This window comes from Streptomyces sp. NPDC107538 (genome assembly GCF_055657445.1).
This window is the reverse complement of the sequence record NZ_JBVKAY010000003.1, coordinates 378,500-390,792: the sequence shown is the minus strand read 5'-3', so window position 1 is coordinate 390,792 and position 12,293 is coordinate 378,500. Positions and strand designations below refer to the sequence as shown.

Genomic DNA, 12,293 nt, shown 5'->3' with positions numbered 1-12,293 from the left:
TCGGACGCTACTCGGCCGTGGCTGCCTGTGTGGCGAACTGCTGGTACGGGACGGCGTGGTGCATGGCCGCGTCACGCATCGCGGAGTACCGCACGATTCGGGCGGGCTCAGTGATCAGTTCGATGCCGAGCAGGGTATCGGCATCGTCGAAGTGGAGCAGGGCGACGATTCGCGAGTCGAAGATCCAGAAGTCCTCTGCGGGCAGGCCGGACCGTTCGGCGTCCTTCCGCCAGAGATAGCGCATGTCCTCGCCGACGGACGCGTTGTGCCTGGCGTAGTCGAGCAGGAACAACTGCTCCTGCGTGGGCGGGTCGTCGGCAACGCGGACCCTGCCGATCCTCTTGCCGGCGGCCGTCTGGTGGCGGACGTTCACGAACCACGGTTCGCTGAAGTCGCACGGCGCACTGCCTGTCTCCAGAAAGGCCCGGTAGTCGGGGTCCTCCCGGTCGGACGCGTATCCACGCCGGGTCTCCAGCCGCCAAGCGGTGTGCTCGAAGGTCTCGAAGAGGCGACGGAAGGTATCCCGGTCGACCAGCTCCGGTTCCCGTTCCATCTCCTTCGGCCCCCAGTTCACCAGCAGTTCGCGCGGTACGACGACAGCGGCCTCCCCCGCACCGAAGTGCCGCAACTGGGCGAGGTCATCGGGGTCGGTGAGCGGCGTGCCCTGCACGACCACTTCGCCGCTCTCGATGTCGGTATGCAGGGCGGGGCAACCGTCGACCTTGCTGTCCGTGCCGGTGAAGCGTAGCTGACGAGCCATGGCGGTCTCCTTCTCCCAGGGGCAATCCCTCTGATCAGCATGGCCCGGCCGTCTGCCACCGAACTACACCGCGCCGCCACCTTCGTGAGAAAACGCCAGCAAGGTACTCGACAACGCGAGAAAAACCGAGAAAACGTCGTGGCGCATCCAAAGCTACTTCCTTAGCGTCCTGTGCACTCCCCTCCCACTCGGATGACCGGACAGCCCAGGTGGGCGGGGTGCACCACGCACGTCCCACGCAACGCCGAACCAAGGAGGCGAAGACCGTGACCGTAGTACAGGAACGATCCGCGACCGACGCACGGACGCTGATCGGCGATGACCTCAGGAAAACCCTCGCGGCCAACATTCGGACCAAGTTTCCCGACATGACCGAGGACCAGGCGCAACGGGGCATCGGGCAAATGCTCGCCTTCCTCGTCGCCGGCGCCCGCAGCGACGCGCCGCTCAGCCCTTCGCCCCTGGTCGATGACTTCTGGCATGCGTTCCTGCTGCACACCAAGGCGTACCAGGAGTTCTGCGCCGGGACGCTCGGGAAGTTCGTCCACCATCAGCCAGGCTTCCTCGACAAGGAGGAACACGGCGGCGGCAGGGCCCTGCGCGTCCGTACCGTCGACGCCATCGCTGCGGCCGGGTACCTCGTCGACATGGAGTTCTGGCCCGAGCTGGACGTCGCCGACTGCTCGCAGTGCCACGCCAACTGCCACAACAGCCCCAGGCACGCCTGACACACCCCTGCGGCCGGTCCCTGTCCTGTGCCACCCTGTGGCCGAGCCGGGGACCGGTCGCCGTGGCGTACGAGGAGGGGCGCGGGTGGATCGCACCACATGGCAGGAACTCCCTTCCGCAGCCCGGGAGGCCGTGGAGAAACACACCGGCCCCGTAGGCCGCGCGGAGACCGCCGATGCCGGTGTGATGTCCCGTCTCGCCTGCACGCTGCACACCGCGTCTGGGCGCGTATTCGTCAAGGGCACCCGTCTCGACGATGACGCGGCATGGATGTACGACTACGAGGCGCGGGTCACACGGTACGCGCCGTGTGCGCCCGGCGTGCTCTGGGAGGTGGAGGCGGGCGGGTGGCTGCTCATCGGGTACGAGTTCATCGTCGGCCACCACCCCGGCCTGGCCCCCGGCTCGACCGATCTCGCTCCACTGGTCGACACACTCACCGCCATATCGGCCACCCCGTGGCCCGAGGTGGTCCGCAAGAAGCCACTCCACGTGCGGTGGAGTGGCTTCTTCCCCGCCGACCGTACGTCCGACCTCGAAGGTACGGCGCTCGTCCACACGGACGTGTCCCCGCTGAACATGCTCGTGACCGCCGACGGCATCCGTCTGTTGGACTGGGCCCTGGCCTGCCCCGGCCCGGACTGGGCCGACACCGCGTTCGCGGTCGTGCGACTCGTCCACGCCGGCCACACCCCCGCGCAGGCGGAAGAGATCACCAGGACGGCCCCGGCCTACCGCGCCGCTCCCACGACAGCCGTCACGACATTCGCCGACGCCCTCTGCGCGGTCTGGGAGAACCGGCAGCAGACGGACCCACTTCCGCACCGTGCGCCCTTGATCGCCGCCGCTCGGTCGTGGGCCGCACATCGCGCTCTCATCCGGGACTGAGGCGCGCGACGGACCTGGCGTAGCGGTGGAGCTGGGTCAGTGGCGCCCAGGGAGAACCTCGGCACCACTGCCCCACCGGCCTAACAGCCGAACGCCTCTACGCCGTCACTCCCTGTCCCTGTCCCTGTCCCTGTCCCTGTCCCTGTCGGCTGCCATGATGCCGACGCATTCTTCGAGCGCGGCATGCAACGGTGTCACGAAGGCGGCGAGTTCGGCGTCCGATGCCTTCCCCACTTCCAGTACGGCGCCGACTACCGTCACCAGGACGGTGGCGGCCTTCAGGGCGTGCGCGTCGGCCAGCTCCTCAAGAAGGCCGCCGGGGCGCGTGACCGCCAGGGCCTCCTTGCCGGTGGCAGGGTCGAGGCCGAGACTGCGCAGACGCGGCGCACTCGTGCTCATACGGCGACCTCCCACGGAACCGGAACGTAGTCCTGCCCCAGCGTCGCCAGGACCGCCGCCCGGCGCCGCTCGCGCTGAAGCCGGCGCCGGTCATGTTCGTCCCGCTCGCGTTCCCATGCGACGACGTACGGACGGACCAGGGGCATGGCGTCGACGGTGATGACGTCCGCCGGGTGCGGACACGTGATCACGGGCGAGGGCACCGGAGCGGGGGGACAGGAGGTGAGGGGCAGTGGTGGTGGGGGTGCTGCGGCGCGGTGGGTACCGCGGGCGGGCAGGAACAGGGCCAGAATCGCGGCCAGTAGGCTGCGCATAGGTCGACTCCTACATAGTCGGCTCAGCCCCGGCGTGGAAGCTCTCACCCTTCCTGCCGGGGCGTCTTTGTCCCTCCGAACCCTACTCTCATGTCAGTAGTGGTGGGTAGTGGTTGGTGGTAGTGCTAGGTAATGCGTAGTGGAGAGTGGCGTTCTACGGTCAAAACGTGGACACGATCAGCCCTGACTCGCCGCAGTACGTGTATGAGCAGCTGGCCGCGATCATTGAGCGGAAGATCCGCTCCGGTGAGTACGCGCCCGGCACCCGGCTGCCGGGAGAACTGACGATGACGCACGACTACAAAGTCGGTCCAGGTACCGTCCGCCGTGCTCTGGACATCCTTCGGGACCGGGGGCTGGTGGTGACCGTGCGCGCCCGGGGTTCGTTCGTGGCCGACCCGCTGCCGCCCTTCCCTGAAACCCCCGCGCCCTCCGCATAGCCGAAGCCACGCTCCCTTTACAGGCTGCCGCCGTGGCGTACGCGGACGAGTACCTCGGCCGCCTGGCCGGAGGGCTCATCCGCGACAGGACGCCCCCACGAACTGAGTCGGCGGGGGCGGATCCGCTTCAGTAGATCAACTCTCCGTTCGCTCACGCAAACGGCCCCGGACGAGGAGTCCGAGGCCGATCAGAAGCTCTACCTGAGGAAGAAACCCCAAGTCACAGGACCCAGCCCTTATCGATGGGCGGTACGGCCCGCGGTCAGTAGAGGGCGATCCTCGGGTGGAGCGTGCCCTCGGTCGCCGGGTCGGTGGTGGTGACGCGGTAGACCTCGGTGAGGGTGGCGCCCGCCGGCAGGGTGCGTTGGGCGGTGGTCAGGTCGGTGAAGAGGGTGCCGGTCTGGCTGCCGAGGCCGACGGGCTCCCAGCAGCCGCCCGCGGTACGGCGCTCGACCCGGACGTCCGCCGGGTCGAGGAACGGGCCGGCGTCCGGGGACTCCACGAGGAGCTGCGGGGCGACGGTCCGGTCGGCGCCGGAGTCGTTGCGGTAGGTGACGGTGACCTTCTGGCTCTCGCCGTCCGCGGTGAGCGGGGTGGTGGCGAGGTCGACGAAGTCGACGGGTATGGACGACGGCTGTGTGGCCGTGGACACGGTGGTGGTGGCCTGCGGTGCGGCAGCGGCGGCGGGTCCCGCGAGGGCGAGACCGGCGGCGGCCACGGCCACGGCGAGGACGGCGACCCGGAGACGACGGCTGTTCTTGGAAGACACGTGCGCGGATCCTTCGTTGATGGTGGGGGGGTTCCGGCCGGACCCCAACACTGGAAACCGGCCAGGGACGTTCCAAGATTACGAAGGGACGGCCGCCAGCGGTAACTACCGCCGGGTAGTGGAGAGATTGCGTGGAATACCGGCCACAGTGGCACCGCTCTGGCCTTTTTCCCCTCTCTTCAGTTAGACATTTCTTGACCCCACCTTGACCAGTGGGTTCTAGGGGATTCGACCGCCCAGGGGGGAACACACCCATGATCACGCATCAGGACACACCGAGACGTATCCCGCGTCTCAGACTCGTCGGTGCCGCGGTGACCGCGCTCGTGCTCGCGGCGACGGGGACCGCGACCGCGACCCAGGCGATGGCCGCGCAGAGCGGCACGCAGAAGCCGCAGTCCGCGAAGACCCCGCCGCCGCCCGTGCCGACGCTCGCCTGGGCCGACTGCCAGGGCGGCTACGAGTGCGCGAACGCCGAGGTGCCGCTGGACTACCGCAAGCCGCAGGGCACCAAGATCACGCTCGCGGTGGTCCGCAAGAAGGCCGCCGACCCTGCCAAGCGCAAGGGCACGCTGTTCATGCAGCCCGGCGGCCCGGGCAACTCCGGCGTGGACTTCGTCCGCAACAACTACGACGACCTCCCGGCCGCCCTGCGCGACTCGTTCGACGTCTTCGGCTACGACGTCCGTGGCGTGGGCCGGAGTTCGGCGCTCACCTGCTTCGACGACGCCCGCTACACCAAGGCCGTCACCGACGCCAAGGGCGTCCCCGGCCCGGACGCCTTCGGCCCGGCGCTGAGCGAGGCCGCCGAGTTCAACCAGGCCTGCCTCGACAACTCGGGCGGTCTGCTGCCGTACGTCGGCACGGAGTACGTCGCCCGGGACATCGACCTGCTGCGCCAGGCGCTCGGCGAGGAGCAACTGACGTACTACGGGCGGTCGTTCGGCTCGTACATCGGCACCGTCTACGCGGCGATGTTCCCGAAGCGGGTGCGTGCGCTGACGCTCGACGGGGCGTACGACCCGTACAAGTACGCCTACCGGCCCTACGAGTACGACCGGGCCCAGTACCTGGCGCTGGACGGTTCGATGGGCCGCTTCCTCGACTGGTGCGCCTCCGACCCGGCGATCTGCGGCTTCGGCGACGGCGACCCGCGCGGGGCGTTCGAGCAGCTGAAGAAGGACCTCGACGCCAACCCGGTGACGACCGCGAACGGCGGGAAGGCCAACGGCTACACCCTCGTCTACCGGCTGATGTTCAACATCAACGAGGGCAAGGTGATCTGGCCCTCGCTCGGCGCGGCGCTGAAGAAGGCGCAGGCGCGGGACAACACCTCGTTCCTGCTGCGTCCGCCGTCCCCGGCGAGCTTCGACTTCCTCGGCCCGAACGTGGTCGTCGAGTGCGTCGACAAGGAGTACCCGAAGAGCCTGCGCAAGCTGGAGCGGAACGTCACGGCCAACGCGAAGGACGCGCCGCTGCTCGGCCCGGCCATGGCGTTCGGCCCGCCGACCTACGACCACCAGCACGCCACCGCGTGCGTCCAGTGGCCCGCCGAGAAGACCAGCCGCTACGACGGCTCCTTCCGGGCCAGGGGATCGGATCCGATCCTGGTCCTCGGCACCACCGGTGACCCGGACACCCCGTACCAGGACGCGGTCGCGCTCTCCCGGCAGCTGGACAACGCCTCGCTGGTGACGTTCGACGCCGAGGGCCACACCGCGTTCGGTCGCAGCGCCTGCGCGACGGACGCGGTCGTGAACTACCTCGTCGACCTCAAGGTCCCGGCCTCCGGCACCACCTGCGCGGACGAGACCCAGCCGCCGTCCTCGGCCCCGAAGACGGCCCCGCCCGGCACGACCCTGGGCGAGCTGCGCAACGGCGTCAACGAGCGCGTCGAGCGCATCGGCGACGTGAGCTGACCACGCTGTGAGCCGACAGCTCTGTGAACTGACGGCTCTGTGAGCTGATCGGTCGATCCGTTCGCCGCACCGGCCGATGGGCCGACCGACCGACATGAACCCCGGGGCGCCCGCCCCTCACGGCGCGCGCTCCGGGGTTCCGCACGTCCGGGGAAAGCTGGGGGGAGCGGACCGGTGGGACTGCGTATCCATTTCACGTACGAGGACCTGGCCCGGGTGGTGCTGGCGGAGGAACCCGACCCGTTGTGGGAGGGGCTGCTCAGCCTGCATCTGCTGCAGAACCGGGACGGCAGGCTGGTGTTCGGCCGCTGGCGGAGGGCGTCGCGCGGCCTGTTCGACCCGGAGCTACCGAGGCTGCGGCATCTCGCGCCGCCGCGCGGCTACTCGGCGGACTTCCTGACCCCGGCCGGCGCGGCCGGCGGCTTCGACGCGGGCGTGGACGCGGTGCTCGCCACGCCCCGGGCCCGGCTGCGGACCGATCTGACGGAGCTGTCCCTGGCCCGCCCGCTGCCCTGCTGGGCGCGCCCGCTCGCCGACGGCGACCCGCAGGCGCTGCGCGGGCTGGCCGGTCTGGTCCGGCGGCATCACGAGCGGTTCGTCGCCCCGTACTGGGCCCATGTCCGGGCCCGTTTCGACGAGACCCGGTCGGTCGCGGCCAGGGCGCTGCTGCGGTCCGGGTTCTCCGGGCTGGCGGAGGGGCTGCATCCCAGCGTGCGCTGGTCGGCGCCGGTGCTGCACATCGCCGGCCCGCATCTGCGGGGCGATCTGCGTCTGGGCGGCCGGGGGCTGCGGATCGTCCCCTCCTTCTTCTGCTGGCCGGGCCCGATCGTGCTCAAGGACGGCTCGCTGCCGCCGGTGCTGGTGCACCCGGTGACCCACGACCCGCGCTGGCTGGCACCGCCGCCGCCCGCCGCGCCCGGTACCCACCAGGCGCTCGCCGCGCTGCTCGGCCGGGCCCGTGCGGCCGTCCTGGAGGAGGTCGCCGGGGGCCGCACCACGAGCGAACTGGCGGCCCGGGTCGGGCTCAGCCCGGCCACCGTCAGCCACCACGTGGCGGTGCTCCGGGAGTCGGGCCTCCTCACCAGCCGCCGTATCGGCGGAGCCGTCCTCCACACCCTCACCGCCCTCGGCACCGACCTCCTCGAAGGCGGCCCGGCCTGCGGCATCCTCCCGCCCACGAAGGCCGGGGCGCGGGGCGGACGGGGGCGCTGAGCCAGGGCAACATGTTCTACAACCCCGGCTGGTTCACGTGCCGTTACGACTTCGGCCGGTCCGTGCCGGGCTCCGGGTCGCCGAAGGGCAACGTGTCCTGGTCCCCGAAGGGCGACGCGTCCTGGTCCCCGAAGGGCGACGCGTCCTGGTCCCCGAAGGGCGACGCGTCCTGGTCCCCGAAGGGCGGCGTGTCCTGGTCCCCGGAGGGCGACGCGTCTTGGTCCCCGGAGGGCAACGTCTCCTGGTCCCCGAAGGGCAACGTGTCCAGGTCGCCGTCGAAGTCGTCGGGAATCAGGAGCGAGGGGAGCGGCGAGGTGGTGGGTGGGGGCCGGTGTGGGTCGGGGGCGGTGAGGGGCTGTTCGGTCCAGATGCACTTGCCGGTGGCGGTGTAGCGGCTGCCCCAGCGCTGGGAGAGGGCGGTGATGAGCTGGAGGCCCCGGCCGCCCTCGTCGGTGTCCCCGGCGCGGCGGATCCGGGGCATGGTGAGGCTGCCGTCGAAGACCTCGCAGACCAGCGCGGCGCCGTGCAGCAGCCGTAGCCGGACGGGGCCCTTGGCGTGCCGTACGACGTTGCCGACGAGTTCGCTGGCGAGGAGTTCGGTGGTGGGGGCCAGGTCGGCGAGGCCCCAGACGGCGAGCTGCTCGCGGACATGGCGGCGGGCCTGTCCGGCGGCCTTCGGGTCGTCGGGCAGGGACCAGGAGGCCATCCGGTCGTTGGTGAGGGCGTGCAGGCGGGCGACGAGGAAGGCCGCGTCGTCCGCCGCCGCGTGCTCGGGCGGCAGCAGCCCATGGGTGAGCGTGTCGCAGAGGCGTTCCAGGTCGGCGGCGGTGCCGTCCTCGTGGGCGGTGCGCAGTAACCGCGCCAGATCGGCCAGGCCCTCGTCCATGCCGCGTTTCGCCGACTCCACGAGGCCGTCGGTGTAGAGCACGAGCAGACTGCCCTCGTCCACGCTCAGCTCGACCGTCTCGAACGGCGGCTCGGCCGCGCCCAGCGGCGGATCGGCGGTCCACTCCGGGAAGGTCACCGTCCCGTCGGGGCGGACCAGGGCCGGTGGCGGATGCCCGGCGCGGGCGATCGAGCAGACCCGGGTGGTGGAGTCGTAGAGGGCGTACAGGCAGGTGACGTAACTGTCCTCGCCCAGGGAGCCGACGATGTCGTTGAGGTGGCTCATGATCTCGTCGGGCGGCAGTTCGAGGTCGGCGAGGGTGTGCACGGCGGTGCGCAGCCGGCCCATGGTGGCGGCCTCGGACAGACCGTGGCCCATGACGTCACCGACGACCAGGGCGACCTGGCCGCTGGAGAGCGGGATGACGTCGTACCAGTCGCCGCCGACGTCCATGCCCTGCCCGGCCGGGAGATAGCGGGCGGCGGACTCGCAGGCGGCGAGGACGGGCAGGTCCTGCGGGAGCAGGGCGCGCTGGAGTTCGCGGGACCGGGTGTGTTCGAGGTCGTAGAGCCGGGCGCGTTCCAGGGACTGGGCGAGGAGCGCGCTGATCGCGGTGAGGAGGGTGCGTTCCTCGTCGGTGAGGCGGCGCGGCCGGTCGAAGGAGACGACGCACACGCCGAAGGTGTGGTCGGACGCGGTCAGCGGCAGGAACGCCCAGGACTGTTTGCCGGCCCGGGCGGGCAGGTCGGCGTGCTGGGGGACGTAGGCGGCGTACTCCTGCGGCGAGGAGATGAAGATCGGCGAGCCGGTGTTGATGGCGTCCCAGGCGGGGCCGTACGGCGTGCGGGGGCGGTGGTTGACGAGGTCGATGAAGTCGGGCGCGTAGCCGACGGCGCCGACGTTGTGCAGCCGGCCGTGCTCGACGGCCTGGACGAGGAGGCCGCTCGCGCCGAACGGCGGCAGCACCCGCAGCGCGACCGCGTCGACGACGTCCTCGGAGGTGGTCGCCTTGGCGAGCGCGGCCGTCAGCGCGGCGATGCGGTGGGCCCGTTCGGAGGCGGCGCGCTCGGCCTCGCGGCGCTCCTCCTCGTGCCGTCGTCGCTCGGTGACGTCGGTGAAGTAGATGGTGCGGCCGTCGGGGCCGGGGACCAGCCGCAGGTGGTAGATCCGGTCGTGGTCCGGCGCGTGGACGTCGAACCCGGCGGGCTTCTCCTCGGCGGCGGCCTCCCGGCAGCGGCTCTCCAGGCAGGACGTGTCGCGTATGGACGGCAGGTCCCACAACTGCCGCCCGTACAGCTCCTCCTCGGAGAGGCCGAGGGTACGTTCCGCCTCCAGGTTGGCGAAGGTGATGCGCCAGTCGTCGTCGACGGCGAGGAAGCCGTCGCTCATGTGCCGCAGGGCCCGGCTGAGCGCGTCCCGCGCGGACCGCGACTCGTTGCTCTCCCAGCCGACGCCGACCATCCGCTGCGGGTCGCCGTGCTCGTCGTAGGTGGCCCGGCCGCGGGCCCGGGTCCAGCCCCAGCTGCCGTCGAGACACCGGACGCGGTACTCCGCCTCGTACACCGTGCGGTCGCGGATGGCGCGTTCGGCGGCGGCCAGGGTGGGCGGGAGGTCGTCGGGGTGGACGACCCGCATCCAGTTCTCGATCTTGCCGGTGAACTCGGCCGGTACGGTGCCGTACAGCTCCAGAGCGGCCTCGTCCCAGATCAGGTCGCCGGTGCGGATGTCCCAGTCCCAGGAGCCGACGCTGACCTCCTTCAGCGCCTGCCGCAGCCGCCGCTCCCCGCCCGGCTCGGTCTGCGCGGGGCCGGACGGCGGGGGTGCCTGTGCCATACGGTCCTCGGTCCAGTCGACGACGGACCGCAGGAAGTCCCACTGCAGGCCGGTGGGTTCGCCCCGGTCGCCGGTGAGGACGGTGAGCGCGCCCACCGGCCGGTCACGGCCGGACACCGGCAGGGCGGCGAGACCGGTGCCGGGCCAGGAGAGGGCCATGGAGCCCAGCGGCGACCACACCCCGCTGCCCTGGTGCAGGGCGCGGGCCGGGGGCAGTGGGCCCTCCTGGTCGATGATCTCCCAGGGGCGGGTGAGGGCGGGCGGCAGACCGGTGACCGACACCAGACGCAGGGCCGACATGGGGCCCCGCAGATGGATCATCCCGCCGAGAGCGCCGAGTTCGCCGACCGCGTGCTGGAGCGCCAGCCGGAAGACCTCGCTCTCCGCGACACCCGGATCCACCGTGCTGAGCAGGGCCAGCCGTGCGTTCATACGGCAGACCCTAGTGCTCTACTCACACGTAAGGCAGTCCGCCACAGGAATTCCACAGTGGCTCCCCCGTGCCGTCCCCGGGAACTCCCTCGGCGTCAACAGCGCTTTGTCCTCGCTTAGTTGACGTCCCTTCAGAAAAGTTCGGTGGCCCGGTCCGCCTGTCCGGAAGATGCCGGTGCGCGTGACCAATATCTGATGAACGTCGTTGGGCCGCTGCAACCCCAGGATGTCCGGCCCAACCCCAGCAGGCGCCCCCATGTTCAAGTCGTTGTTGTCGTTGTTCAGGACGTTCGTCGAGCAGTACACGAGGAACCAGCAGCTCAAACGGGAGTTGAGGGCGCAGCGAGGTGAGCAGGAGCGGCGCTGGCGGGAGGAGGACCGCGCGATCCTGCAGGCCGCCCTCGCCGCCAACCGGGTCGCCCTCGAAGCGCACAACGGAACGCTCCGGCGCGCGGCCGGCGTCTCGTACCTCACCCTGCGCTGCCACGAGGACACCTGGACCTTCCTGGCCCGGACGGCGTTCGGGGTGTGGGAGCCCGGCTGGACCCAGAGCACCCGCGACCCGTACGACCGGGTCGGCCCCACCGCGACCAGGGCGGCCCACTTCACCGCGAACCCCAATCTGCCGCCGGGCCGTATCACCAAGGCGGACGGCGGTATGCAGGACGTCCAGCTCTCCGGCCACAACCTGGTGCACCTCCTGGACGCCCTCCGCGAGGCCACGGGTGCGGAGCTGACCGCCACCGGGGCGCGGGCCCGGACCCTCTACGACCGGCTGGCGTCGTTCACCGCCAAGCTCGACGCGGCGGCGCCCACGGGCCGCACCACGGGCATCCTCTGGCGGATCGACGACAGTCTGCACAGCCAGTACGTGAGCCGCCCGCCGGGCGGTTCCGGCCCCGGCTCCGGCTCCGGCTCCGGACGGGCCGCCGCCGCGCCCCTGCTGCACAAGGTCCCCTCGCCCACGCCGACGGCCCGCCGCCGCCACCCGGAGCGGGGCGGCTCACCGACGCCCGTGGCCCAGAAGTAGGCGGCGGGCGGCAGGTGGCTTCTGTGTTCCGGAGTACAACCTTCCGCCATATCCGGTCGTCTCCTCTGATACCAGCGCCACATCGGCATGGTGTGACCAAGGGGGACGACATGCGACGAATCGGAGCGACGGTTCTGGCGCTCGCGCTCGCGGGGACGGCGATCGGGACGGGGGCGGCCGCCGCGAGCGCCGCGCCCGGGGGTGCGACGCGGGCGGCGGCCTGCCCGACGGGCTGGGGCAGCGGCGTCAAGGGCCGCCCCGACAGCGGCGCGGTACCGCTGGCGGACATCAGGACCGGCCGGCACGACTGCTTCGACCGCATCGTGTTCGACGTCCCCGCCGGCGGCGGCGGCCTCGGCCACTGGGTCCAGTACGTCGACCGGCTCCACCAGTCCGGGTCCGGCGACCTCATCCCGGTGACCGGCGGGGCCATCCTGGAGATCCGGATCGCCGCGCCCAGCTACGACCCCGAGACCGGGGGCGTCGCGTACCCCGGCAAGGTGGCCAAGCCCCTGCCCGGCGTGAACATCTCCGGCTACCGCACCTTCCGCGACACCCGCTTCGCCGGCAGCTTCGAGGGCGAGACCCAGATCGGCGTCGGCGTCCGCGCCCGTCTGCCGTTCCGGGTGCTCCAGCTGCCGGACCGCCTGGTGGTGGACGTGGCCCACAGCTGGACGTAGCG

The 12,293-nt window shown here is 71.3% G+C and carries 12 protein-coding genes; 7 read left to right on the top strand and 5 right to left on the bottom strand.

Annotated features, from left to right (window positions below; all coding sequences use genetic code 11):
- Window positions 1-7 precede the first annotated feature (7 nt).
- A complete protein-coding gene (locus ACZ7MG_RS12200; protein WP_471382165.1) occupies window positions 8-760 on the bottom strand; it encodes a DUF6879 family protein in 753 nt (250 codons plus the stop codon).
- A gap of 266 nt (window positions 761-1,026) precedes the next feature.
- On the opposite strand from ACZ7MG_RS12200, the gene ACZ7MG_RS12195 reads away from it, so the two are divergent.
- Window positions 1,027-1,488, top strand: a complete 462-nt coding sequence (locus ACZ7MG_RS12195; RefSeq protein ID WP_471382166.1) for a glycine-rich domain-containing protein — start codon at window positions 1,027-1,029, stop codon at window positions 1,486-1,488.
- 85 nt (window positions 1,489-1,573) lie between these two features.
- Window positions 1,574-2,377, top strand: a complete 804-nt coding sequence (locus ACZ7MG_RS12190) for a phosphotransferase (RefSeq protein ID WP_471382169.1) — start codon at window positions 1,574-1,576, stop codon at window positions 2,375-2,377.
- 105 nt (window positions 2,378-2,482) lie between these two features.
- Here ACZ7MG_RS12190 and ACZ7MG_RS12185 read toward each other — a convergent pair whose 3' ends face one another.
- Window positions 2,483-2,776 carry a hypothetical protein gene (locus ACZ7MG_RS12185; RefSeq protein WP_471382172.1) on the bottom strand — a complete coding sequence of 98 codons (294 nt, stop codon included), beginning with the start codon at window positions 2,774-2,776 and terminating at the stop codon, window positions 2,483-2,485.
- Window positions 2,773-3,090: a hypothetical protein gene (locus tag ACZ7MG_RS12180; RefSeq protein WP_471382174.1), complete on the bottom strand. Its 318-nt coding sequence runs from the start codon at window positions 3,088-3,090 to the stop codon at window positions 2,773-2,775. Before ACZ7MG_RS12180 ends, ACZ7MG_RS12185 begins: the two co-directional genes overlap by 4 nt.
- Before the next feature lie 167 nt (window positions 3,091-3,257).
- Here ACZ7MG_RS12180 and ACZ7MG_RS12175 point away from each other — a divergent pair, with 167 nt between their 5' ends.
- Window positions 3,258-3,530 carry a GntR family transcriptional regulator gene (locus ACZ7MG_RS12175; RefSeq protein WP_471382177.1) on the top strand — a complete coding sequence of 91 codons (273 nt, stop codon included), beginning with the start codon at window positions 3,258-3,260 and terminating at the stop codon, window positions 3,528-3,530.
- 262 nt (window positions 3,531-3,792) lie between these two features.
- Here ACZ7MG_RS12175 and ACZ7MG_RS12170 read toward each other — a convergent pair whose 3' ends face one another.
- Entirely contained in the window at window positions 3,793-4,299 is a 507-nt protein-coding gene (locus ACZ7MG_RS12170) for a signal peptide protein (protein WP_471382180.1), read from the bottom strand.
- A gap of 254 nt (window positions 4,300-4,553) precedes the next feature.
- Between ACZ7MG_RS12170 and ACZ7MG_RS12165 the strand changes: the two genes are divergently transcribed.
- Both ACZ7MG_RS12165 and ACZ7MG_RS12160 read left to right on the top strand, forming a co-directional pair.
- Window positions 4,554-6,218 carry an alpha/beta hydrolase gene (locus ACZ7MG_RS12165; protein ID WP_471382184.1) on the top strand — a complete coding sequence of 555 codons (1,665 nt, stop codon included), beginning with the start codon at window positions 4,554-4,556 and terminating at the stop codon, window positions 6,216-6,218.
- 174 nt (window positions 6,219-6,392) lie between these two features.
- The gene (locus tag ACZ7MG_RS12160) at window positions 6,393-7,430 is read left to right on the top strand and encodes an ArsR/SmtB family transcription factor (protein ID WP_471382187.1); all 1,038 of its coding nucleotides are present in this window, start codon (window positions 6,393-6,395) and stop codon (window positions 7,428-7,430) included.
- Window positions 7,431-7,473: 43 nt separating this feature from the next.
- On the opposite strand, the gene ACZ7MG_RS12155 is transcribed toward ACZ7MG_RS12160, so the two are convergent.
- Window positions 7,474-10,581 (bottom strand): SpoIIE family protein phosphatase, encoded by a 3,108-nt coding sequence (locus ACZ7MG_RS12155; RefSeq protein WP_471382189.1) that lies wholly within the window; start codon window positions 10,579-10,581, stop codon window positions 7,474-7,476.
- 256 nt (window positions 10,582-10,837) lie between these two features.
- Between ACZ7MG_RS12155 and ACZ7MG_RS12150 the strand changes: the two genes are divergently transcribed.
- A complete protein-coding gene (locus ACZ7MG_RS12150) occupies window positions 10,838-11,611 on the top strand; it encodes a hypothetical protein (RefSeq protein WP_471382192.1) in 774 nt (257 codons plus the stop codon).
- A gap of 110 nt (window positions 11,612-11,721) precedes the next feature.
- On the top strand, window positions 11,722-12,291 hold the full coding sequence (locus ACZ7MG_RS12145) for an AMIN-like domain-containing (lipo)protein (RefSeq protein ID WP_471382195.1): 570 nt from the start codon (window positions 11,722-11,724) through the stop codon (window positions 12,289-12,291).
- The last annotated feature ends 2 nt before the right edge of the window (window positions 12,292-12,293 follow it).

What these genes read in the sequence shown, in the direction of transcription:
- ACZ7MG_RS12200 (WP_471382165.1), bottom strand. Translation starts at nt 760, where the DNA reads ATGGCTCGTCAGCTACGCTTCACCGGCACGGACAGCAAGGTCGACGGT.
- ACZ7MG_RS12185 (WP_471382172.1), bottom strand. Translation starts at nt 2,776, where the DNA reads ATGAGCACGAGTGCGCCGCGTCTGCGCAGTCTCGGCCTCGACCCTGCC.
- ACZ7MG_RS12180 (WP_471382174.1), bottom strand. Translation starts at nt 3,090, where the DNA reads ATGCGCAGCCTACTGGCCGCGATTCTGGCCCTGTTCCTGCCCGCCCGC.
- ACZ7MG_RS12165 (WP_471382184.1), top strand. Translation starts at nt 4,554, where the DNA reads ATGATCACGCATCAGGACACACCGAGACGTATCCCGCGTCTCAGACTC.
- ACZ7MG_RS12155 (WP_471382189.1), bottom strand. Translation starts at nt 10,581, where the DNA reads ATGAACGCACGGCTGGCCCTGCTCAGCACGGTGGATCCGGGTGTCGCG.
- ACZ7MG_RS12150 (WP_471382192.1), top strand. Translation starts at nt 10,838, where the DNA reads ATGTTCAAGTCGTTGTTGTCGTTGTTCAGGACGTTCGTCGAGCAGTAC.
- ACZ7MG_RS12145 (WP_471382195.1), top strand. Translation starts at nt 11,722, where the DNA reads ATGCGACGAATCGGAGCGACGGTTCTGGCGCTCGCGCTCGCGGGGACG.